Origin of the sequence: Streptomyces sodiiphilus (assembly GCF_039529215.1) — a bacterium.
GTDB classification, from domain to species: Bacteria; Actinomycetota; Actinomycetes; order Streptomycetales; family Streptomycetaceae; genus Streptomyces; species Streptomyces sodiiphilus.
Window position 1 is genome coordinate 1 of sequence record NZ_BAAAMJ010000032.1, and the last position, 22,394, is coordinate 22,394.

Sequence of the window (22,394 nt, forward strand, 5' to 3'; positions counted from 1 at the left end):
CGCCGCGGCCCGCAGCGCGGCCCGCTCCGGAGCCGCCGCCCCGGCCGTCCGCCTCCCGACGCTGGCCAGGGTGCGGGCCGCCGGAGCCACCCGCACCGGACGGCTGGCCGCCGGCACCGCGCTGGGCGCCGCCGCGCTCGCCTCGGCCGTCGGCCTGATGGCCACCTCCGGCTGGCTGATCTCCCGTGCCTCCGAACAGCCCCCCGTGCTCTACCTGATGATCGCCGTCACCGCGACCCGAGCCTTCGGCATCGGCCGCGCCGTCTTCCGCTACGCCGAGCGCCTCGTCAGCCACGACGCGGTGCTGCGGATCCTGGCCGAACTGCGGGTCACCACCTACCGGCGGCTGGAGCGGCTGGCCCCGGCCGGACTGCGGCACACCCGCCGCGGCGACCTGCTCTCCCGGGTCGTCACCGATGTCGACGCCCTGCAGGACTACTTCCTGCGCTGGCTGCTGCCCGCCGCGGTGGCCGCCACCGTGGGAACCGCCGCCGTGCTGTTCACCGGCTGGCTGCTGCCGGCCGCCGGCGCGGCGCTGGCCGCCGGGCTGCTGCTGGCCGGGGTGGCCGTGCCCGCGCTGACCGGGGCGGTCGCCCGGCGCACCGAGCGCCGGCTGGCCGCCGCCGCGGCCGGGCTGTCCACCCGCACCGTCGATCTGCTGACCGGCACCGCCGAGTTCACCGTGGCCGGCGCGCTGCCCGCCCGGCGCCGCGCGGTGCGCGCCGCCGACGCCGAGCTCACCTCGCTGGCCGCCCGCTCGGCCGCCGCCACCGCGCTCGCCGGCGGCGTGCTGGCCCTGATCACCGGGCTGACGGTGACCGCGGCGGCCTGGGCCGGCGTGCAGGCCGTCCACGACGGACGGCTGGCGGGCGTCTGGCTGGCCACCGTGGTGCTGGTGCCGCTGGCCGCCTTCGAGGCCGTCCTCGGCCTGCCGCTCGCGGTGCAGCACCGGCAGCGGGTGCGCCGCTCCGCCGAACGGGTCCATGAGGTGCTGGACGCCCCGGACCCGGTCCGCGAGCCGGAACGGCCCGCCCCCGCGCCCGGCACGCCGTTCCCGCTGCGGGTGCGCGGGCTCACCGCCCGCTACCCCGGGGCGGCCCGCCCGGCGCTGGCGGGGGTCGACCTGGACCTGACGGCCGGGCGCCGGATCGCCGTCGTCGGCCCGTCCGGCTCCGGCAAGACCACCCTCGCCCAGTGCCTGCTGCGCTTCCTGGACAGCGAATCGGGCAGCTACACCCTGGCCGGGACCGAAGCGGCCGGGCTGGACGGGGACACCGTGCGCACCATGGTGGGCCTGTGCGCACAGGACGCCCACCTCTTCGACAGCACGCTGCGGGAGAACCTGCGGCTGGCCCGGCCCGCCGCGGGTGACGACGAGCTGCGCGAGGCCCTGGCCGCCGCCCGGCTGCTGGGGTGGGCCGAGACCCTGCCCGAGGGCCTGGACACCATGGTCGGCGAGCTGGGCGGGCGGCTCTCCGGTGGCCAGCGGCAGCGGCTGGCGCTGGCCCGCGCGCTGCTCGCCGGCTTCCCCGTGCTGATCCTGGACGAGCCCGCCGAGCACCTGGACCTGCCGACCGCCGACGAGCTCACCGCCGACCTGCTGGAGGCCACCGCCGGCCGCGCCACCGTGCTGATCACCCATCGGCTGGCGGGCCTGGCCGAGGTCGACGAGGTGCTGGTGCTGGACGGCGGCGAGGTGGTGCAGCGCGGCCCGTACGCGGCGCTGGCCGCCGCGGACGGCCCGTTCCGCCGGATGCTGGAGCGCGAACGGGAGACGGAGGCGCCCGTCGCGGCACGCTGAACGCCCCCTCCAAGCCGACATTCCGGGCACAATACTCATTAGGCTCGCCCCATGACGGCGACCGCGGAACCCTCCGACACCCCGCCCTTCCCCGAGTGGAACGAGACCGGCCGGGGCGCGGCCCGGCAGGCCGCCCGCAGCCTGCGCGGGCTCACCCCGGAGATCGCCGAGCGGCTGCCGCAGCTGCTGGAGGCGATGGTCTCCATCGGCAGCGACATCGAACTGCGCTCCATGCTCAGCCGGGTCGTGGAGACCGCCGCCGAGCTCGCCGACGCCCGCTACGCCGCGCTCGGCGTCCTCAACGACGAGGGCACCGGCCTGGGCCAGTTCCTCACCTACGGCGTGGACGAGAAGACCCACCGCGCCGTCGGCCGGCTGCCCGGCCGCCACGGCCTGATCCGCGCCCTGCTGGAGGGCGAGGGCCCGCTGCTGCTGGACGACCTGACCAGCGATCCGCGGTTCTCCGGTTTCCCGCCCGGCCACCCCCCGATGCGCACCATGATCGGCGTCTCGCTGCGGGTGCACGGCGCCGGATTCGGCGCGCTCTACCTCACCGACAAGCGCGACGACCTCCCCTTCACCGAGAACGACCTGCAGATGCTGCAGATCCTCGCCACCGAGGCGGGCATCGCGGTGGGCAACGCCCGCGTCTACGAGGCCGTCCGGCAGCAGGCCCGCTGGATGGACGGCAGCGCCGAACTGACCACCTCTCTGCTCTCCGGCGACCTGGACAACGCGCTGTCCGTCGTCGCCGAACAGGCCCGGCGGCTCGCCGGCGCCGACGCGGCGGTCGTCCTGGAGCCGTCCGGGGCCGGCGGACTGGAGATCGTCGCCGCCAGTGCCGCCAGCCCCGCCGGGCTCATCGGCACCCCGCTCCCGGCCGGCAGCGAGGTCGTCCGCCGGCTGCTGGCCGCCGAACCCGTCTTCACCGAGGACATGGCCGCCGAGGGGTGGCTGACCGCCGTGGTCTCCCGCCGCTTCGGCCCCGCCATGCTGCTGCCACTGGCCAGCGGAGAACAGGTGAAGGGCGCCCTGGCCGTGCTGCGCGCGCCGCGCGCCGCGCAGTTCACCCTGCCCGAACGGGCGATGGCCACCCAGTTCGCCCAGCAGGCCGCCCTCGCCCTGGTGCTCGCCGAGGCCCAGCGCGACCGCGAGCAGCTCGCCGTCTACGAGGACCGCGACCGCATCGCCCGCGACCTCCACGACCTGGTCATCCAGCGGCTGTTCGCCACCGGCATGATGCTGGACAGCGCCCAGCGCAGCGCCGGACGCCCCGAACTCGAGGAGCGCATCGGCAAGGCGGCCGACGAACTCGACGCCACCATCCAGGAGATCCGCACCGCCATCTTCGCCCTCCAGCAGGACCCGGTGGAGGCACCGGCCGGCGTGCGCACCCGGGTGCTGCGGGAGTCCCGCACCGCCTCGCTCACCCTCGGCTTCCAGCCCTCGGTCGCCTTCCACGGCGCGGTGGACTCCAAGGTGGCCGAGCCGGTCACCGGCAACCTGCTGGCCGCGCTGCGCGAAACCCTGTCCAACGCCGCCCGGCACGCGCGGGCCACCCGCGTCGAGGTGGTGGTGGACGCGTCGGCCCGGATGCCGGACGGACGCGACGCGGTACGGCTGGCCGTCACCGACGACGGCATCGGCCTGCCCGAGGACCGCGGCGGCCGGGAGAGCGGGCTGCGCAACATCCGGCAGCGGGCCGAGGACCTCGGCGGCGGCACGGAGTTCGGGCCGGGCCCCGACGGCACCGGCACCACGGTGTCCTGGCAGGTGCCGCTGTGAGCGGGTACCGTCCGCCCATGGCTCGCACAGTGGTGATCAGTGGCGGCGGTTCCGGCATCGGCCTGGCGACCGCCCGGTGTTTCGCGGCGGACGGCGACCGTACGGTGCTGGTCGGCCGGCGCGAGGAGGTGCTGCGGGAGGCCGCCGGGCAGATCGAGGGGGCGGCGTACGTCGCGGCCGACCTGTCGGGGCCGGAGGGCGCGGCGAAGGTGGCCCGCTTCGTCGCCGAGGAGTACGGCGCGGTGGACGTGCTGGTGAACAACGCCGGCGGCAACGGCCTTCTGGAGCCTGCGGCGGACACCGAGGACCCGCTGGCCCGGGCGGCCCACGCCTGGACGGTGAACTTCCGCATCAACACCCTGACGGCGGTGCTGCTCACCGAGGCGCTCAAGGACCGGATGGCCTCGCCCGGCGGGCGGGTGCTGTTCCTCAGCTCGATCGCCGCCTACCGGGGCTCGGGCTCCGGCTCGTACGCGGGCAGCAAGGCCGCACTGCACCCCTACGCCTTCGACCTGGCCGCCCAGCTCGGCCCGCGCGGGGTGACGGTCAACGTCGTCGCGCCCGGCCTGATCGACGACACCGAGTTCTTCGGCGGCCGGATGCCGGCCGAACGGCGGCAGGCCCGCGTCGACGAGACCCTCAACGGCCGGGCCGGCACCCCCGGCGACGTCGCTCTCACTCTGCACTGGCTGGCCTCCCCGGCCGCCGGCCACATCACCGCCCAGACCGTCCAGGTCAACGGCGGCGCCGAACGAGGCCGCTGACGGTCCGCCCGGCGCACGGGCGGGCTCGCGGGCCGCATCGGCCCCCGGCGGGGCGTACGGTCAGGGCTTGACGGCGAGGGCGGCGACGATCATGCGCTCCCAGACGGTCAGTTCGCGATGCCCGTCGTGGTCCGGCATCCACTCGGTGGTGGGGACCAGGCCGGGCTCGACGATCTCCAGGCCCTCGAACAGGGCGCGGATCTCGTCGTCGTCCCGCCACCGGCCACGGCCGAAGGACTGCTGGAGAATGCCCTCGATCTCGGCCGTCTCCGGGTTGTGCTCGGTGCGGAAGTGGGAGATGTAGAAGAAGCTGCCCGAGGGGACCTGGTCGATCCAGTAGCGGACCACGGCCGCCGGGTCCTCGTCGTCGTTGAGGTGGTGCAGGATCGCGCACAGCACGACGCCGACCGGCCGGTCGAAGTCGATCAGCTTCCGCACCGCGGCGTCGTCGCGGATCCGCTGCGGTTCCCGCAGATCGGCCTGCACGACGGTGGTGCGGTCGTTCTCCTCCAGCAGCGCGCGGCCGTGTGCGAGGACCACCGGGTCGTTGTCGACGTAGACGACGCGGGTCCCGGGGGCGTGCCGCTGGGCGACCTGGTGCACGTTGTCGGCCGTCGGCAGGCCGCTGCCGATGTCGAGGAACTGCCGCATGCCCCGGCCGGCCGTCATCTCCCGGACGGCCCGCACCAGCGCCTTGCGGTTCTCCACCGCGATGGCCTGGGCGCCGGGCAGGTTCTGCTTGATCTGGTCCCCGACCTCACGGTCCACCGCGTAGTTGTCCTTGCCACCGAGCATGTAGTCGTAGGCACGGGCGATGCTGGGCCTGGTGAGGTCCATGCCCGGGATGGCGCCGCCGTCGGTCATGTCGATCGCCTTTCGCGGAAAGCTTGTTGACTGCGTGTCAATCTACGCGACAAAGGCAGTCCGGGTGGCGCGGGCCGTCAGGCGGGCGCAGCCGGGGAGGCCGGTGGGAGCAGTCGCTTGTGGAAGAACGTCGTGGAGCGCGGTTCCCCTGCCGGGTCGGCGGCGTAGCCGGGCACCACGCCGACGGGCGTCCATCCCTTCCCCCGGTAGAGGCTCTCGGCCGCGCTGCCCGTCTGCGTGTCCAGGATCAGCAGCGACATTCCCGCCCGGGCCGCCTCCCGCTCGGCGGCGGCGAGCAGCGCTCCGCCCAGCCCCCGCCCACGGGCGGAGCGGTGCACGATCAGCTTGGCGATCTCCCCGCGGTGCCGTCCGTTGGCCGCCGCGGTCCGGTGGAGCTGAACGGTCCCGGTCAGCCGTCCCGCCCGGCGCGCGGCCCACACCGTCACCCGGCCCCCGTCGACTGCCGGGGCCAGGTCCCGCCACCAGCCGGCCGCGTCGGCGGCGGGCAGCGGCGCGAGAAACCCGACCGACGCGCCGTCGTCGACGGCGTCCACCAGCAGGCCGGCGAGCTCCGGCGCGGCGTCGCGCACCCGGTCGCCGGAGAGCACCGTTATCTCGTCCATGGAGGTGAGACTACTGCTGGAGCAGCCGCTCCACGGTCTCGACCTTGCTGGTCAGGCCGTCGGTCATGCCGTCGCGGATGTCGGCCTTCAGCACCAGGCTGACCCGGCCGGCGTGGGCGTGCACGGCCTCGGTTGCCCGCTTGACGACATCCATCACCTCGTCCCACTCGCCCTCGATGCTGGTGAACATCGCGTCGGTCCGGTTGGGCAGCCCGCTCTCGCGCACCACCCGGACGGCATCCGCCACCGCCTGTCCGACGTCCTCCCCCGCACCGACGGGCGACACCGAGAACGCAACGATCATGATCAGTCTCCTTCGGGTCTTCCTGCGGTCCCACCCGGCCCGGTCACGGCCGGATCGCCTCCCAGCATGCGACACTGGGAGCGCTCCCATGCACCATGGCCCGGCCCGGCGTTTCCGCGCGACACGCCGCGGCGCGCGTTCCGGCGGACCACGGGAGCGGGAAAGCTGCACGTCGCCCTGTCCCCCCACACCCAAGGACGGCATCGTGACGAGACGAAGCAGACTGCGCGGGTTCACCGCGGCCCTGGCCGTGGCGCTCATGGCCGGGGCCACCCTCGCCGGCGCCCCGGCCGCCGCCGGGGAACCCCTCTACCGGGACACGAGCGCCACCGTGGCCGACCGCGTCGAGGACCTGCTGGAGCGGATGACGCTCGACGACAAGGTCGGCCAGATGACCCAGGCCGAACGGGCCGCGGTGCGGTCGCCCGCCGACCTGACGCGGTACCGGCTCGGTTCCGTGCTCTCCGGAGGCGGCTCCAGCCCCACCCCCAACACGCCCGGGGCATGGGCGGACATGCACGACACCTACCAGCGCGCCGCCCTGGCCACCCCGCTCGGCATCCCGATGCTCTACGGGACGGACTCCGTCCACGGCCACAACAACCTCCACGGCGCGACGATCTTCCCCCACAACATCGGGCTGGGGGCCGCCGCCGATCCCGCCCTGATGAAGGAGATCGGCGAGATCACCGCGCGGGAGACCACCGCCACCGGCCCGCGCTGGAACTTCGCGCCCTGCCTGTGCGTGGCGCGCAACGACCGCTGGGGCCGCACCTACGAGTCCTTCGGCGAGACCCCGGAACTGGCCTCCGCCATGACCACCGTGATCGACGGCCTGCAGGGCCCCTCGCTCGACGCGCCCGGCTCGATGCTCGCCACCGCAAAGCACTGGATCGGGGACGGCGGCACCACCGGCGGCGTCGACCAGGGGGACACCGAGATCAGCGAGGAGGAGCTGCGCGCCGTCCACCTGCCGCCGTTCCGTGAGGCGATCGCCCGGGACGTCGGCTCGGTGATGATCTCCTACAACAGCTGGAACGGCGTCAAGCTGCACGGCCACGACTACCTGATCAACGACGTCCTCAAGAAGGAGCTCGGCTTCGAGGGCTTCGTGGTCTCCGACTGGGCGGGCATCGACCAGATCGACGGCGAGGAGGGCTTCACCGCCGAGGAGGTCCGCATCGCCGTCAACGCGGGCATCGACATGGTGATGGTCCCCTACGACTACCCCCGGTTCGTGGAACTGCTGCGCGCCGAGGCCGAGTCCGGCCGGGTGCCCATGGAGCGGATCGACGACGCCAACCGCCGCATCCTCACCAAGAAGTTCGAACTCGGCCTGTTCGAGCGGCCCTTCACGGACCGTTCGCAGGCCGGAACCATCGGCTCGCGCGAACACCGCGACGTGGCACGGCAGGCGGTGCGCGAGTCGCAGGTGCTGCTGAAGAACGAGGGCGGCGTCCTGCCGCTGGACGCGTCCGCCCGGGTCTTCGTCGCCGGGAAGAACGCCCACGACATCGGCAACCAGAGCGGCGGCTGGACCATCACCTGGCAGGGCGCGAGCGGCGCCATCACCCCCGGCACCACCATTCTGGAGGGCATGCGCGCCGCCGCCGGCGACCCGTCCCGTGTGACGTACGACCGGCGGGGACGCGGCATCAACCGTTCCTACGACGTGGCGGTCGCCGTCATCGGCGAGACGCCCTACGCGGAGTACACCGGCGACCGGCCCGGCTCCATGGGCCTGGACGCGGAGGACCGAACCACCCTGGACCGGCTGTCCGCCGCCGGCGTGCCCGTCGTCGTGGTGCTGGTCTCCGGCCGCCCGCTGGACATCGCCGGCCGGCTCGGCGACTGGGACGCGCTGGTCGCCGCCTGGCTGCCGGGCACCGAGGGCGACGGCGTCGCCGACGTCCTCTACGGCGGCCACGCCCCCGGCGGAACACTTCCGGTGACCTGGATGCGCTCCGCCGACCAGCTGCCGGTCAACGACGGCGACGGCCAGGACCCGCTCTTCCCGCTGGGCCACGGCCTGACCTACGACAACCCCGCCGGCCCCACCGGCTCCGCCCGGCAGGACTGACGCCACCCGCGGGGTCCGGTGCCCGCGAGGCCACGGCCCGGGGAGGGGCGGCTCGCGATCCCTCCCCGGGGCCGGGCCCGTGCGTGCGCGGCGCCCGGCCCGAGGCGGGGTGGGGCGGGGCGATCAGCGCACGGCGTGCTGCTCCGGTGCGGTCCAGGAGTCGGCCCACAACAGGGCCACCCTGAGCGACCCGGTCTCCGGCTCCACAGCGGTGCGCCCGGCCGGGCCGCCGGGCCCACTCGCCCGCCGGTCGCCCCGCGCCGCGCCGGACAGCTTCTCCATGGCGCGCTCCAGGCGTCGCAACCGCACGCGGAGCCGCAGGTCGAGCGGATTGGCGCTCTCCCTGACACCGGCCACGGCGTCACGCAGGGACGTCTCCACGTGGCACAGGAGTTCCTCCAGGGACTGCTCGACCCGGTCACGTGCCTCGCGCCGCGCCTCCGGATCCCCGGCCCTTCCCAGCGCCTCGTACGCGCCCTTGAGGTAGTAGGCCTTCTCCACCACTTCGAGCACCGCGTAGCCAAGACGCTCCGTGCTCCTGCGGGCGGCCTCCTTGACCTCGGCCCGCTCCGGCGCCGACGGCAGGTCGTAACCGGGCCCGTTGTGCGTCAGGGCATCGACGAAGCGGCCTCGCCCCCGCGTGGGGTGCGGCGACTCGTACCCGGGGCCGCGGTGGGTCAACGCGTCGAGGAAGCGCCCATTCATGATTCACGCACCGCTTTCTTCGGCCACCGGCGTGCGGTCCGGCGCCCCGGGCGACACACGCCGCCAGCTGTCGATGATCGCAGGAGCACCCGCTCCGACGATGATCGCCGCGAGCGGGCCGAGTTCGTCGGTCGAGGCCAGGCCCCACGCGGCTCCGCTGCCCAGCAGGACGCGGGCCGCCTCACCGGCGAGGTAGACGCGGACGGTGGGGCCGCCCTCCGCCTTCCACGGCCAGTCGTGCCTGGTGTTGACCAAGGTGAAGAAGACGGCCAGGGAAACGAGCGCGCCTCCGAAGGCCCCGTACACCGCCAGCGCTCCATGGGCCATCCGGACTCCCCCGTACTCCGCCGACTCCTCCATCAGCTTACCCACCCGGACGACCTTCTGTCACCACCCCGTCACGGAAAGCATCGAACAGGCGCCCGGTCGTTCGCAGGCACCCAGAGGTCCGGGCCCCGGAACGCCGAGGGGGCCGCGCTTTCCGGGCCCGGTCACCCCGGCCCGCCGGGGCGGAACATCACGCGCCGTCCGCGCGCTTGCCGGTTCCTGTCGGTGCGGGCGGTTAGCGTCGTTCGAGTGCGGCGGACGTCCCTGTGCGGGCCGCGGCACCGCTGCCGGACCGGAGGAGTGCCTCATGCGCCGAGTGATCTATTCGATGATGGTGTCGCTCGACGGGTTCGTCGAGACGGTGGACCACCGGATCGACTGGTCCGTCCCGGACGCCGAACTGCACCAGTTCTTCAACGACCACGAGTCCCGGCTCGGCGCGCACCTCTACGGGCGCCGCCTGTACGAGCTGATGGCCCAGTACTGGCCGACGGCCGATCAGAACCCGTCCGCCCCTCCGTACGTCGCGCAGTACGCCCGGCTGTGGCGCGAGATGCCGAAGGTGGTCTTCTCCACCACCCTGGAGCACGTCGGGTGGAACAGCAGGCTGGTCCGGGGGGACATCGCCGGGGAGGTGGGCCGGCTGAAGGAGGAGCCGGGCAAGGACCTGAGCGTCGGCGGCGCCTCGCTGGCCGCCGGGCTGATGCGGTACGGGCTCATCGACGAGTACATGCTCGCCGTCCATCCGGTGGCCCTGGGCGGCGGCACCCCGTACTGGCCCGAGGGCTTCGGCCCCACCCGGCTGCGGCTCGTCGAGGCCCGCCCCTTCACCTCGGGTGTCGTCCTGCTCCGCTACCACCACCCCTGACCGACGCCCGCCGTCCGCACTCGTCTCAGCCGGCGCGGCGCGTAGCGAACACGGCCTGCCGCTCGTGCTGCCAGGTCCAGGAAGCGGGGCGGGAGAACGGCAGCTCGCGGACGGGTTGAGAACTGCTCGGACGGCTCACGCCGGCCCTTGTCACAGGTGGAGCATCGGCCCCGGCTGTCCTCCCACGTCGCCCGGCAGGGGCTTCGGTCGCACGTAGACTCCGGGGCCCTGCTCGGAGATCTTTGGATGGAAGGATACTTCAATCACGGAGACCCGCTTAAGCCTGAAGGGCCCCGGTGAAGACCTGTGCTGGAAATCTTCCTTGAGGAGCCAAGCACCGAAGTCCTCATCCATGAACTGGCATCGGCAATTGCACCGACTGCACAAATGGAAAGGGACTTCACCACCCGAGCATTTCAAGGAAAGGATGACCTAATGCGCAAACTTCCTCAGCGGCTCGCCGGGTACGGAAGCTGGGCCGCATCGAGCGACATCCGATTCCTTGCCGTCGCAGATCGCGATGACGATGACTGCTCGACTCTGAAGAAGCGTTTGGTAGAGGTAGTCAAGGATGCCAAAGGTCTAGAATACTTGACGGGCACAGGAGCCGCGTCAGGAGGCCACGCAAAGGTGACTGTAGCCTGCGAAGAGATCGAAGCGTGGATGCTTGGCGACCCCGGCGCGCTACGCACAGCCTATCCCAAACCCCCAAAAGCTTTCGAAAAGAGATCGACATATCGATATCCTGATGCCATCAAAGGCGGCACATGGGAAAGACTCGAGAAACTACTCCAAGATCATGGATACTTTCCTGGCGGCCTGCGGAAAATGGACCTGGCCCGCACTGCAGGTCCTCTCATGGACCCAGGAGTCAACACGTCGCCCAGTTTCGGCCATTTCTGCCAAGCCTTCAAAACGCTGCTCTGGACGGAAACACGCCTGAATCGGCAAACAACCGCATCAGCGATCCAAGCAATCTTGTGGAAGCGGGGCAGCCCGCGCCCCGCCCGGGTAAGGGCCGCGGGCGGGGCTGTGGTGACCGAGAGCGAAAGGGTCAGTCGGCGATGGGGAGGTAGACGCGGTTGCCGGACTCCGCGAACTCCCTGGACTTCTCCGCCATACCCGCCTCGATGTCGGCCAGTTCGCCACCGTGCTCGCGGCGGATGTCCTGGGAGATCTTCATCGAACAGAGCATCAGCAGAGTATCCATATGGTCTAGGGTCGTGGACAGACAGCCACATGAGACCCGAGGGGGGCCGCCGATGGAGAAGCGCGAAGAGCTCGTCAGCAGGTTGCGCGGGGTGCCCGAAGGCACGCCGACCGTGGACGAGGTTCGAGCGATGGTCGCCGCGGACCCGACGCTCAAGTGCGTCGTCTGCTACGCGCGCATCTCGTTCGACGGACGGGTCAAGGACGCCCACGGCATCGAGGACCAGCACCGCGAGATGGGCGACCACGCCCGCGCGTTCAACTGGCTGGTGGTCTACCGGTACACCGACAACGACAAGAGCGCGAGCAAGGAGAGCGTCGTTCGCGACGACTTCGAGCAGCTCATCACCGACCTGAAGGCCGGCCACACGCCCGAGGGCTACCCCATCCATGGCGTCATGGCGGTGAACGATGACCGCCTCTACCGCCGGCCGAGCGACTGGGAGCGGTACCTGAAGGCGTTCACCGCGCACGAAGGCCGCGTCTACCACGACTCGAACGGCATCCAGGACCTTTACGCCGAGGGGTTCGAGATCAAGGGCCTCGTGGGCGTGGCCATGTCGCTCAGCGAGACGAGGAAGAAGCAGCGCCGCTCGCGCAACAGCCACCGCAACCGCGCGATTCGCGGTCTGGCCGTCTCTGCGTGGCGCCCGTTCGGCTGGGAGGACGACAAGGTCACGCTCCGCCCGAAGGAGGCCGACGCGATCCGCCAGGCCGTCAAGGACGTGATCGCGGGGGCATCCATCTCCGAGATCACCCGGCAGTGGAAGGAGGCCGAGTTCATCACGAGCCGGGGCAACCCCTTCCAGTACCAGACTGTCAAGCAGGTACTGATGAACCCGCGACTCTGCGGCTACCGGGAGATCAAGGGCGAGCTCGTCCGCGACGGGGACGACAAGCCGGTGGTCGGCGAGTGGGAGGCGATCGTCACTCCCAAGGACTGGTACGCCGTGACCAACACGATCCGCGAGCGGGGACGAGGGTCCGGCGTGCCGACGGGCGGTCTGGTCCACAAGTACCTGCTGACGGGCATCCTCAGGTGCGGCAACGTCCTGGAGGACGGGACCGTCTGCAACAACAAGATGATCGGCATCAAGGCGAACGACTGGCTGAAGTACAAGCACGCCTACATGTGCAAAAAGGCCGTCGATGGGGGGTGCAACAAGACGTACAAGCGGGGCGACGAGACCGACAGGTTCGTGGTGGACGTGGTCATCGCCAAGCTGGAGAAGGACGCCGCCAGCAAGTCCCGCGACGTGCCCGACTGGGACAAGGCCGAAGCCCTCGAACGTGCCATCCGCAGCCGCAAGGAGCTGGAGCGCCGGTGGCACGACGACGAAGACACCGACATCGACGACGAGGCGTTCTTCCGGAACCTTCCCGTGATCGAGCGACGCATCAAGGAGCTGCGCGCCGACCAGGCGAAGAACGAGGCGTTGAAGGCGGAGGCCGAGTCCGCCGAGGCCGACATCGCCGCGTCGTTCAAGGGCAAGACGCTGACGCAGAAGCGCAAGGCCATAAAGGATGCGCTCGTAGCCGTTGTGGCCGTCCCCGGCGGCAAGGGGAACAAGGCGTTCGACTACGAGCTACTCAAGCCTGTGTGGCGCACTTCCGAGTGAGGCGGATGCCCAGCACCGTGCCGATGCTCTTGAGCTGGGCGTCACTCAGCGGCGGGGCCTCATCCACGCACCTCCGGATCCAACGTTCCCTGGCCTCGTCTGCCAGGGAACGAACCGGCTTCTCCGCGACCATGATCACTGCCAGGGGTTCCCTTCTGTCTTGAGGCGTTCGGTGTGGGCGAGGTCGTGGCGCACCTGTTTGGCGAGGAGTTCCTCACCGGGGCGGTAGCCGGAGGCGAGGTAGGCCCAGGAGGACTCTGTGACGAGCGTGGTGTTCTCGTCGGGGGCCGGGTGGCCGGCGCGGGCGCGGGCTGTCTCGGCCTGGGCGGTGCGCCAGGCGCGGCGTACGTCACGGAGCGCGCCGAGGGTCGTGGAGTAGGCGCGGGACTTGGTGGAGAAGTGGCCCCGGAAGCCGAGCATGTGGGCCCACTTCCAGAGCTTGAGGTCCGCGAACTCCGGCAGGTGGCCGAGCGCCCAGGCGGTGCGGATCATCTGCCGTACGTGCTGCTGCACCTGGAGATCGCGCAGAGGTTTGGCCTGTCCGGTGCCGTCGCAGTCGGCGCACAAGTCGCGGAAGCCGTCCGGGCCGCTGGTGTATCCGCGTCCTGAGCAGGCGCGGCAGACAAGGGTGCGGTCAACCGTGCCGGAGCCCTCGGCGCTCTTGGTGGCGTACTTGGCGACGTAGGCGGCCACCTTTTGATCGGTGAGTTCGCCGTCCCCCAGGGCCTTGATCTCCCGCACGTCGATGCGGTCGCCCCAGGCGATGACGCGTTCTCCCACGGCATCGGACTCGATCGTGAGCTGAGCGCGGCGGGCAGCGGCGCGTACGGCGTGATCCAGGGCGTCGAGGGTGGCCCAGGGCGGAGGCGGGGTGATGTGTCCGTTGGGGCCGTCGAGGCGGATCACGGCGTGGAAGTGGACCAGGCCGCGCTTCTGGTACTCGGCGACCTTGGCGAAGGAGACGCGCAGAGCTGCCTTCAACGCCTTCTGCGTTATGCCCAGTTGGGCAGCGATCTCGCGCCGGAGGTAGATGGTGAAGCGTGCCCAGAGCGCCCCGGCATGGGCGTTCCAGAGCACGGCGCCGGTGTAGTCGTACGACGCCGGGGCGAGCGGAGTGCCAAGGGCAGGGTCGTCCTCGGCGTGGTGCCGGCCGCAGCGGCAGTCCAGGGGCTTGCCCGACGGAGTGGTGGGGCGGTTGTGGACCGGCCCGAAGGAAGGCGCGGTGAGCGTGGCGAACACGCGGGGGTGGGTGCGGACGTCTTCCGCGACGGTCTTGCCGCCGGAGAGTCCCGCCTTGATCAGGTGGTAGGTGTCGGCAGCGTAGACGCGGGAGCAGGCCGGGCAGCGGGAGGCGCGGCGGTTGCCGCAGGTGGTGAGGAGTCGGCCGGTGGGTTCGTCGGCAGTGGAGTAGGCACGGACCACGGTGCGGGTGGTGGCGTCGAGGGTGGCGGTGTGGCCGACGAGGTTGACCGGGCGGGTGCAGCCGCGGACGTTGCGAACCTGCTCCGTCACGCGGTCGAAGTCTTCGAGGTGGGCCAGCTCGATCAGGTCCCGCAGGGCTGGGCTGACGACGTGCCGCAGGTCCAGGGGGCGCTTCATGGGGCGGGTTCTCCCTTCGTGCTGGGCTGGGGCCCCGAGCAGGCCGACGGATGCGCGGGCTGCTCGGGGCATGGCGGACCGAGCCCCTTGGAGGCCAGGTGCGGGAGGGAAGCCGGAAGGCCGGCGAGAAGGTCAGGCCGTCAGGGCCGAGTGCAGGGCGGTGGCCATGGGCAGGCCGACGCCGAGCCGCGCCTTGAGCTGAGCGGTGGTGATGGGCTCGCCGTGCTGGACGCGGTGGGCGTCCGCGATCGAGCGCGCTTCGTTCAGCAGCGGCTCGGGCACCTTGACCGCAGGCACCAGGGCCGGGGCGGGCACGGGCGGGGCCGTCACGGGTGCGGGCTCGGGCACGGGGGCCGGATCGGCAGGGGCCGGGGTGGCGGGCACCGGGATAGCGGCAGGCTCGTCTTCCTCAGCCGGGACGACCGGCGCGGGAACGGGCCGGGGTTCCGGTCTCGGCTCCGTGACGACGGGGACGGGCGCGGGGGTGCCGATGGTGTGGAAGGCCCGGAGGAGCTGGGGGCCGACGGCTCCCCAACCGAGGAGGAGCAGCGGGGCCACGGCGTCCACGGCAGCGCGGCCGTAGTGGCCGGCGGCCAGGGGCTCGGCGATGTTGAGGGCCAGGGTCAGCAGGCCGGAGAAGTGCATTAGCCGGGTAGCGGCCTTCATCTGCTCTGGCGGGACACCGCGCAGCGAGAGATAGCGCAGCGCCACCAGGAGGCCGACCACGGACAGGTCCACCATCGGAGCGATCAGCGGCGCGATGGGCTCGGGGATGCCGAGCCGCAGGGCGAGGGCCCAGACGTTGCCGAAGGAGAAGACGAAGGCCAGGGCGGCAATGACGCCCATGACCACGGTCACGGTGCGCTGAGTGATCCGGTCCTCAGACATAGGGGGTTCACCTCCTCTCAACAGTGCGCAGGAATAGGCGGATTGGCCATCTGGGCTATGCGGCGAGCGGCGCCTCACCCTCGTCGTAGCCGTCGTACTTGGTCAGGTCGATGCCGGCAGGGAGCTGGGCAGCGAGCAGGGCAGCGGGGTCGGTCGTGAGGTGGGCGGTCTCGGCCGCAATGCGGGCCGCGTCCTCTTCTTCGACGTACGGGGTACGCAGGCGGGTGAAGCCCGCCTTGCCAGGGCTGTTCATGACCGCGACGCCGACATAGGCGGGGTCCTGCAACGTCGTCGGATTGGCGTCAGGCCACTGGCGGATGTCGTCCCCGAGGGCGGCCACGGCCGCTTCAGCGGTCTTCTGTGCGAAGGACATGCCGACCGGGCACACGTCACGGATGGACGTGGGGATGGCATCGCCCGTGGGCTTCTGCGTGATGAGGATGACCAGGATGCCGACGCTGCGGCCCTTCCTGACCAGCTCTTCCACAAGCCTCGTGTTCTCGGCCGCCAGGGCAGCGAGGCGCTTGGACTCCTTGTCCGAGCCCTTGTGGTCGCGGAAGTACGTGTGCGCCTCGTCAATGATCAACACCGTCCACGGCCAGGCGGCAGACGGGCCGACATGCCACATGTCCTTGCGTCCGAGCACGGTCTTGATCGCGGCGGACCGGTCCCGGCGGAGCTTGACGAGCCGCTTGAACAGCGCATTGGCGTCGTCCAGGTCGTCACCGACGAAGGCGAACAACCGGCTGACCAGGTCGGCGTAGTCGCCTTCATACGCGGCCGACACCTTGCCATCGGCTACCGCGATCTGCACGGCGGGTGAGGGTGCGCAGTCGCAGATGAAGCGGTTGACCGTCGAGGTCTTGCCGAAGCCGGGCAGGCCGGCCATGGTCACCCCGGGCACCTCAGCCAGGTTCACAGCCACCGGCTGGGCGTACTCGTCCAGGCCGAGTTCCCACCGCACCAACTCTTCCGGGGCCAGCCCGGAGGGGAGGTGCGTGGTCGGTGTCAGCAGCGGATCGACTCGAACACCACGGATCAGCACCTGTCCGGGCTTGTCCTGGACCACCGACACCCGCGTGCACCGCCAGGCGTCCGCCAGATATGGGGCCGCCTTCTGGAACTCCTCCAGACTCACCTTCGGCAGGCAGTTCGCCCGGACGACGACGCCGAAGCGGTCCGGTGTCACCTTCAACGCGGGGATGAGAACCCGCGGCCTGGGTGGCTTGCTGTCGGTGTTCGTCAGCGAGGTCAGCGCGGGCGGGGTCTTGTCCGTGACCGACAGTCCCGCCATCGGCGCGAGCCGCTTCCAGGTCCGACGAACCCGTATCGCCTGCCGGATGCTGGCCCGTGTCTCCGTGTCCGCCATCGCGTAGCGGACGAGCCAGACGACCGCCCACACGGCGATGAGGACGAGGCCGGCCCCGACCACGAGCGGGGCGTAGCCCGTCACCTCCCCCAAAGTCACGTCGTGTCCTTCCTTTCGTAGAGATAGCCTGCGAGGGCTGATTCGAGGCCCGCCCAGTCCTCCAGGGACTCGAAGGGCGGGTAGCCGTAGCCGACGAGAACGGCGGCCACGGAGTTGATCAGGGACTCGGAGAACCGGGGGTCCGGTCCGGCGTGAGCGAGCGGATAGCTGCGCTCAGCGCCGAACCGGAACCCGACAGCGCCCGTCACGCGGCGATCTCGGTCGGCTCGTCCGCGACCTGCGGCGCGGGCATGGCCAGCACCTCCAGGCCCGAGGCCCGGTAGGCGATGCCGTCCTGAAGCTGACCGTTGAAGACCCGCGCCCACGGGGTGGCGAACAGGTCCAGCGGCCGCACGAACGCACCGACGTTCAGCCCGTTCGGCAGACCGCTCTTCGGGATCGTGACCTTGATCGCCTCAGCGGCCCCGTCCTCCATCACGAAGACGGTGACCGTGTACAGCGGCTCACCGGTCTCGCGGTCGGTGGCGAGCTGGGTCTTCTCCATGTCGGTGAACTTCGGGGTGGGCAGGACGCCGAGCATGTGACGGGTGGTGCTGGTGAAGCCAACGCGGATGCGCGCCATGGGGAACTTCCTTTCGTTCGGTGCCGCTCGGTGCGGCGTGATCACTACAGTGCACTACGTCCAACACCCCCGTCAAGCACCTAGCGCACCTGGTGCAGGGATCTAGCTAGCTCAGCGAGCGCAGGAGCCCGCATTTCGGCGTCCTAGTGCGATTGGTGTGCTAGGCGGGCTACCCTCGACACATGACTTTGCCGAGGGACTCCCACACCCCGCCCTACCAGCTGGTTGCCGACGAGATCCGCAAGCAGATCCGGTCCGGCCGCATCAAGCCGGGCGAGCGCGTCCCGTCATCCCGCGACCTCGAAGCCGAGTACGAGATTGCGAACATGACGGCTCGATCGGCCCTCCGCGTTCTGCGCGACGAGGGCCTGATCTACTCCAGGCCGGGTGTGGGCAACTTCGTCGTCGACACCCTGCCGGCCAGCACCAGCCCGAAGGCCGATGCCAGCGAGCAGGGATCAGAACGCCACATGCCCACACCCGAATACGTCGAGCTGTCCGAGCGCCTGAACGCGATCGACGCCAGATTGGACAGCCTCTTGAGCATCTTTCAGCAGCTCGCAGGAGTCAGCGAGAAACCGAAAAAGTCGTAGTGCCCAACCGCTGACCTGCCCGACGCGCCAGTTCCTCCAGTCGGGCCACTTTCTGTTCCATCTTCGCCAGGCGAGCCGCAATCTCCGCCGCCTCGTGCTTCTTCATTCCCGCCCCGTTCATGTCGTGCCGTTCCTTGCTGACGTTCCGATCAAACTCACCGAGGCTTGCCCGAAAGCTTGCCCACGGCTTGCCCACCCACCTCTGAGGGCTTGCCCATCCCAGCAGCCAGAGCGGACACCACCCCGGACAAGCCCGCCGGCCGAAGAGGTCCCGATCCCCAGGTCTAGCCGCTCTCGCCGCCCCAGCACGCTGACACCGCTAAGCGTTGTCCCGTAACTCCGGGCATAGGCCAGTGGGACACGGAAGGTAGATCGGCTTGTCCGGTTGCGCCCGGACTTGCGGCCTCAAAGGGATCCCGGCCAAGCAGGTCGAACCGGACACCGGCAAGCGGTCTCCAGAGTTACGGGACAACCCTTAGCGCGAGTCATCGGACGGGAAACGACTGTCGAGGCCGTTCCGCACGACGGACCACGCAGGCGAATGCAGGGTTTCCCGACGCCACGGCTACACCTTGGCCACACCTCCGGGAAAAAGTCACACGTGTCGCCGAGCTGCATCACGACTCCCGACCTCCTTTCGCTTCCGGACCTCCATGTTCCGGAGAATCCCCGGTTTGGCTAACCGGCGATCGTCGGCTATGTTTCGCCGTTTTGCCTCCCAGAAGGCAGCCCTGGCGTTGTCCGTCTCTCACGTGCTCAACCTCCGCACCTCGTCCTGGGGCGCTGCGCCCTACACCTGCTACAGGTGCGAAAAACGGGTCCCGTGTGACACCTGCGGCCAACGAATCCACCTCAGCAGCCCCCACTCACCACCGCGCTTGCCCAAAGCGCCTCCCACAGGGCACGAGACGATCACGACCAGGCCGTGGTGAGTCCGAGCCCTCTTACCAAGGCCACCCTGCAATCCCGAGCCTGTGGATAAATTCCGCCGACCCGAAGAACAAATAGGCATGAATCGGCATTACCGGGACATGCGGGGTTGAGGTGGGCCAGGAATGCGGAGATTGCGCCGGCTTGTTTCGCCAGGACGCGGCCAAGCCCGCCCGGCCACAGGGCTGTTAAGAGTTTCTTTACTGGATCAAGGCGGCCCGCCACGGCGGGCCGCGCGGCGCGGCGGCCCCAGGCCGCCGACGCTCCTTGTCTCCGCCACCGCTCCGGCGGCCGGTCCACTCGCGCCGCAAAAGCCCGAAGGCGAACCGGATGAGTCAGGAAGCAACCCAACCGCCCGCAGTCGCACCGCCAGACAGCGCCCCGCGAAGCACCCGGCGGATGTCCACCTACTGGCACATCGACACGCCAGCCCCGACGAGCCGATCCCTCCGACGTTCACAGAAGCGTGGTACGCCGAGGCCCTGTGGCTGGGGCGACCGGCTTCCACGGCTTTACCCACCTCCCCGGTCCGGGTCCCGCGTCGGGCAAGTCCAGGGGGCCACTCGTTCAAATTCCGGGCAGGGGCAAAGCCTGCCCGAGTTGCCGGGCCAGCGTACGGCCCCCTGAACATGCCCGACCCCAGACCGGGCAGGCCACCGGCCAAAGCCGCTCCAGCCGGACGCGATGTCACGTGCACCACCCATCAACTCACCAGGACAACGAAGCCGGCCGAACCGCACGCCGCGCGCTCCTCTCCAACTCGGCAATTCGAAAGCGGGGTTGGGATCAGCCCGTCTCTGGGCACGACGACCACCCCGGTACCATCGGCACCGGGGTCCTGATCAGGGCTTCCGCGACCGGACCACCCCGGATGCTGTCCAGGCCGAGGGGTGGTCCGGTCTTTCGATGTCGTCGGTCAGGCCGCGATCCCGCTACGCCCGTGTGGTGTGGCTGAAGCCTAGGGAGGTCAGCCCTTCGGACTGACACAGCCTGTCGGAGGGGCCGCCGACCTCGGTCTGTAGGAGCTGGTAAGCGGCGCCATGGGACTGACCCCAGTGCATCGCGGCCCGCCACAGAACGCGCCCGAGGCCCTGCCCACGGGCCTCGGGCAAGACAGCGAAGTACTGGGGCATGAGCTGAGGGCAGCCGATCGCGTCGGGGCGTACTTCCATCGGGCCGATCGCCCCCACGATGCGACCGTCCACGGCGGCAGCGAGGACCGGACCGCACCGGCCGGCCTGCATCTGCCCATGAAGGAAGGCCAAGCCATCGGCCGCCATAGCCGAGGCGAACGGGGCGAAGGTCCCTTGCACAGTGGCCGGCCAGTCGGTGACGGGCCGGACCGGGCCGCCGGGGTCAAGGCAGGGGCGGGCGGTGAAGTCCTGAAGCTGAATGCGGGTGCCACGCGGGAAAGGGTTTTCAGGACCGAGCGGGCGCACGACCCTCGCGTTGACCACGTCATGCACGACGGCGAGCTTCGCGGACAGTTCGGCCGCATCGTCCACGACGCTGTCACGGTGCCCGTAGGCGAAGACCTTGACGGTGCCACGTCCGCGTCGGGTCAGCGTGGGGATGAGGGTGTGATCGGACTGGTGTACCACGTCGCCACGAAGAACCGTCTCGTCCTTCTCGCTGCTCCAACGCCGATCCTTGTCGTAGTGCAGGAAGGAACGGTCAGCGACGGCCGCCCGCAGCGTGTCCTCGAAGAGATCCACGGTGAGGACGTGGGGGTGGACGGGGCCGAGAGTCGGCACGATCGGCGCGGTCAACACGGGCCGGAGCCAGTCCCAGCGGAAGAACATGAGCGGCACCTTAATGGTCGGTCGGCCAGGGCTCAGGCCCCGACGCGAAGACGCCAGGGCCTGAACGGAACCGACCGGATTCTGTCGGTCAGTGGGGGTTGTCGTCACCGGCGTCGCAGGAGCACTCCGCGCTCTCCACGACCACGTCCAGGTCCAGGACGGCGGTGACCGCCGAAGCGGCGACGGGCGGGGCCGCGCGGCGCGCTGAGGCCGGCGGGCTGGAAAGGATGGTTACCGGTAGGGGCGGGGTCATGAAGCGTTCTCCTTGTCTCCGTGCTGGCAGTAGCTGTGCAGCGGCGCCTTGGCCTCCTGGTAGTGCTTGGCCAGGGGGCGGCAGACCCGGCAGGTGCCGGACAGGGCGCAGCCCTCGCACCCACCGGTGCGAAGCATGAGCCGGTCGGCGATGGCGCCGAGCCGGGTGAGGCCATCGATGCCTTCGGCCATGAGGTCGATCTGGTCATCGCGGCCGACCTTGCAGATCGAGACCTTGGCGTGCGGGTCGGCGTGGAAGAAGGTGTGTCCCGCGTTGCAGCCGGCGAACGGCTTGCGCTGCCGCAGATGCGCGGCGGACTGAGCAAGGAGCGGTTCGCCGCCGCCGTAGATCGTGGGCGTCATATTCGTGTAGGCGTGGTTCTCGACGTTCCACTCATTGGCGAGGGCGGCCATCTCGTCCGCCTCGGAGGCGTTGTCCTCCGTCACCACGACGTTGATACGCAGGGGCAAGCCCGCCTCGCGTGCGGCATCCATGCCGCGCCGGAACGCCTTCCACGCACCACGGCGCTGGGTGAGCGCGTCGAAGGACTCCTCGCTCGCCCCGTACATGCTGACCACCAGGCGATACGGCGGAGAGTCCTGGAAGAGCTTGAGGAGGTCCGGCCGCCAGAGCAGCGAGCCGTTCGTGGAGATGGTGAGCATCATCCCGGCCTGCCAGGCGTACCGGTAGGCACCCTGGAAGTCCGGATCCATGGTGGGCTCACCGCCCGTGATCTGGAGCCAGAGGACACCGGCCTCGCGCATGATGTCCAACAGCCGCACCTTCTCCTCCCAGGCGAGGCCGGAGAACGGCCGCTCGCCGAGGTAGCAGTGCTTGCAGCCGAAGTTGCAGCCGAGATTGATCTCCCACGAGGCCCGGCAGTAGCCGTACGGGGACGGCTCGCGCACCAGCACCGTGCCCTGCGCGGGCCGGCCGCTCAGGTCGATGCCCCACACGTCGGACGCGGTCTGCACCGCCCAGGTGGGAAGCGACTCACCGTCGGCAGCGGCCTGCCGCAGGCCCTCGTAGTGCTCGGCAGGGATGCGAGCCCCGGCCCTGGCACCGGGCTTGAGGAGCAGGTGCCCGTCAAGGAACGGGGAGGCGATCAGAGCGTGGGCCATCAGTGGTAGTCCTTCCGGATCGAGAAGCGCGACGACACGCGTACGCCCTGGCGCTCGGCGACACGGCAGTAGATCTCGCCGAGCCCGTTGCAGGTACCGCAGCTCTTGCCGGACGAGTCGGCACCGCTGCCGCCGCAGTCCCCGCAGCTCTCGTTGCGAGGAGGGAGAGGGCACCGGGTCAGGGTGGATGGTGCAGTTGCCACGCAGG

At 70.6% G+C, this 22,394-nt stretch carries 22 protein-coding genes and 1 pseudogene; 8 read left to right on the top strand and 15 right to left on the bottom strand.

Annotation, left to right across the window (positions count from 1 at the left end):
• From cydC to ABD299_RS15995, 3 genes are all read left to right on the top strand, one after another.
• Positions 1-1,801, top strand: a 1,801-nt coding sequence (cydC, locus tag ABD299_RS15985; RefSeq protein WP_344262890.1) for a thiol reductant ABC exporter subunit CydC, incomplete at its 5' end; no start/stop codon positions are given.
• Positions 1,802-1,852: 51 nt separating this feature from the next.
• A complete protein-coding gene (locus tag ABD299_RS15990; RefSeq protein ID WP_344262892.1) occupies positions 1,853-3,586 on the top strand; it encodes a GAF domain-containing sensor histidine kinase in 1,734 nt (577 codons plus the stop codon).
• A gap of 17 nt (positions 3,587-3,603) precedes the next feature.
• Complete coding sequence (locus ABD299_RS15995; RefSeq protein ID WP_344262894.1) at positions 3,604-4,350, top strand: SDR family NAD(P)-dependent oxidoreductase; 747 nt, start codon at positions 3,604-3,606, stop codon at positions 4,348-4,350.
• 60 nt (positions 4,351-4,410) lie between these two features.
• Here the strand turns inward: ABD299_RS15995 and ABD299_RS16000 are convergent, their stop codons facing one another.
• The 3 genes from ABD299_RS16000 to ABD299_RS16010 form a co-directional block, all read right to left on the bottom strand.
• Positions 4,411-5,214 carry an SAM-dependent methyltransferase gene (locus ABD299_RS16000; protein WP_344262896.1) on the bottom strand — a complete coding sequence of 268 codons (804 nt, stop codon included), beginning with the start codon at positions 5,212-5,214 and terminating at the stop codon, positions 4,411-4,413.
• 77 nt (positions 5,215-5,291) lie between these two features.
• Positions 5,292-5,837, bottom strand: coding sequence for a GNAT family N-acetyltransferase (locus tag ABD299_RS16005; RefSeq protein ID WP_344262898.1), 546 nt, complete (start codon positions 5,835-5,837; stop codon positions 5,292-5,294).
• A gap of 10 nt (positions 5,838-5,847) precedes the next feature.
• Positions 5,848-6,141 carry an MTH1187 family thiamine-binding protein gene (locus tag ABD299_RS16010; RefSeq protein WP_344262900.1) on the bottom strand — a complete coding sequence of 98 codons (294 nt, stop codon included), beginning with the start codon at positions 6,139-6,141 and terminating at the stop codon, positions 5,848-5,850.
• A gap of 205 nt (positions 6,142-6,346) precedes the next feature.
• Here ABD299_RS16010 and ABD299_RS16015 point away from each other — a divergent pair, with 205 nt between their 5' ends.
• On the top strand, positions 6,347-8,221 hold the full coding sequence (locus ABD299_RS16015; RefSeq protein ID WP_344262902.1) for a glycoside hydrolase family 3 protein: 1,875 nt from the start codon (positions 6,347-6,349) through the stop codon (positions 8,219-8,221).
• A 123-nt stretch (positions 8,222-8,344) separates the two neighbouring features.
• On the opposite strand, the gene ABD299_RS16020 is transcribed toward ABD299_RS16015, so the two are convergent.
• Together ABD299_RS16020 and ABD299_RS16025 are read right to left on the bottom strand one after the other, a co-directional pair.
• Positions 8,345-8,926 (bottom strand): hypothetical protein, encoded by a 582-nt coding sequence (locus tag ABD299_RS16020; RefSeq protein WP_344262903.1) that lies wholly within the window; start codon positions 8,924-8,926, stop codon positions 8,345-8,347.
• A 3-nt stretch (positions 8,927-8,929) separates the two neighbouring features.
• Positions 8,930-9,298, bottom strand: a complete 369-nt coding sequence (locus tag ABD299_RS16025) for a hypothetical protein (RefSeq protein ID WP_344262904.1) — start codon at positions 9,296-9,298, stop codon at positions 8,930-8,932.
• Between the two features lie 262 nt (positions 9,299-9,560).
• On the opposite strand from ABD299_RS16025, the gene ABD299_RS16030 reads away from it, so the two are divergent.
• Entirely contained in the window at positions 9,561-10,121 is a 561-nt protein-coding gene (locus tag ABD299_RS16030; protein ID WP_344262905.1) for a dihydrofolate reductase family protein, read from the top strand.
• A gap of 306 nt (positions 10,122-10,427) precedes the next feature.
• Positions 10,428-11,018: pseudogene (locus ABD299_RS25160) on the top strand (DUF4276 family protein); the annotation flags it as partial.
• 157 nt (positions 11,019-11,175) lie between these two features.
• Here ABD299_RS25160 and ABD299_RS16035 read toward each other — a convergent pair.
• Positions 11,176-11,331 (bottom strand): hypothetical protein, encoded by a 156-nt coding sequence (locus tag ABD299_RS16035; protein WP_344263286.1) that lies wholly within the window; start codon positions 11,329-11,331, stop codon positions 11,176-11,178.
• A gap of 112 nt (positions 11,332-11,443) precedes the next feature.
• Here ABD299_RS16035 and ABD299_RS16040 point away from each other — a divergent pair, with 112 nt between their 5' ends.
• On the top strand, positions 11,444-12,949 hold the full coding sequence (locus tag ABD299_RS16040; RefSeq protein ID WP_344262907.1) for a recombinase family protein: 1,506 nt from the start codon (positions 11,444-11,446) through the stop codon (positions 12,947-12,949).
• Positions 12,950-13,084: 135 nt separating this feature from the next.
• Here the strand turns inward: ABD299_RS16040 and ABD299_RS16045 are convergent, their stop codons facing one another.
• The 5 genes from ABD299_RS16045 to ABD299_RS16065 all read right to left on the bottom strand — a co-directional run bounded on the left by ABD299_RS16045 (position 13,085) and on the right by ABD299_RS16065 (position 17,487).
• Positions 13,085-14,548, bottom strand: a complete 1,464-nt coding sequence (locus ABD299_RS16045; RefSeq protein ID WP_344262909.1) for a replication initiator — start codon at positions 14,546-14,548, stop codon at positions 13,085-13,087.
• A gap of 132 nt (positions 14,549-14,680) precedes the next feature.
• Positions 14,681-15,436, bottom strand: a complete 756-nt coding sequence (locus ABD299_RS16050) for a DUF2637 domain-containing protein (protein ID WP_344262911.1) — start codon at positions 15,434-15,436, stop codon at positions 14,681-14,683.
• 55 nt (positions 15,437-15,491) lie between these two features.
• A complete protein-coding gene (locus tag ABD299_RS16055; protein ID WP_344262912.1) occupies positions 15,492-16,904 on the bottom strand; it encodes an ATP-binding protein in 1,413 nt (470 codons plus the stop codon).
• Complete coding sequence (locus ABD299_RS16060; protein ID WP_344262914.1) at positions 16,901-17,113, bottom strand: hypothetical protein; 213 nt, start codon at positions 17,111-17,113, stop codon at positions 16,901-16,903. The genes ABD299_RS16055 and ABD299_RS16060 overlap by 4 nt, the downstream gene beginning before the upstream one ends.
• Positions 17,110-17,487 carry an SCO3933 family regulatory protein gene (locus ABD299_RS16065; protein ID WP_344262916.1) on the bottom strand — a complete coding sequence of 126 codons (378 nt, stop codon included), beginning with the start codon at positions 17,485-17,487 and terminating at the stop codon, positions 17,110-17,112. The genes ABD299_RS16060 and ABD299_RS16065 overlap by 4 nt, the downstream gene beginning before the upstream one ends.
• 182 nt (positions 17,488-17,669) lie before the next feature.
• On the opposite strand from ABD299_RS16065, the gene ABD299_RS16070 reads away from it, so the two are divergent.
• Positions 17,670-18,080, top strand: coding sequence for a GntR family transcriptional regulator (locus ABD299_RS16070; RefSeq protein ID WP_344262917.1), 411 nt, complete (start codon positions 17,670-17,672; stop codon positions 18,078-18,080).
• A 1,862-nt stretch (positions 18,081-19,942) separates the two neighbouring features.
• Here the strand turns inward: ABD299_RS16070 and ABD299_RS16075 are convergent.
• The 4 genes from ABD299_RS16075 to ABD299_RS16090 all read right to left on the bottom strand — a co-directional run bounded on the left by ABD299_RS16075 (position 19,943) and on the right by ABD299_RS16090 (position 22,389).
• Positions 19,943-20,812, bottom strand: coding sequence for a GNAT family N-acetyltransferase (locus tag ABD299_RS16075; protein ID WP_344262919.1), 870 nt, complete (start codon positions 20,810-20,812; stop codon positions 19,943-19,945).
• Between the two features lie 88 nt (positions 20,813-20,900).
• Positions 20,901-21,065: a hypothetical protein gene (locus tag ABD299_RS16080; protein ID WP_344262921.1), complete on the bottom strand. Its 165-nt coding sequence runs from the start codon at positions 21,063-21,065 to the stop codon at positions 20,901-20,903.
• Positions 21,062-22,186 (bottom strand): radical SAM protein, encoded by a 1,125-nt coding sequence (locus tag ABD299_RS16085; RefSeq protein WP_344262923.1) that lies wholly within the window; start codon positions 22,184-22,186, stop codon positions 21,062-21,064. The genes ABD299_RS16080 and ABD299_RS16085 overlap by 4 nt, the downstream gene beginning before the upstream one ends.
• The gene (locus tag ABD299_RS16090) at positions 22,186-22,389 is read right to left on the bottom strand and encodes a hypothetical protein (RefSeq protein ID WP_344262925.1); all 204 of its coding nucleotides are present in this window, start codon (positions 22,387-22,389) and stop codon (positions 22,186-22,188) included. Before ABD299_RS16090 ends, ABD299_RS16085 begins: the two co-directional genes overlap by 1 nt.
• Between the last annotated feature and the right edge of the window lie 5 nt (positions 22,390-22,394).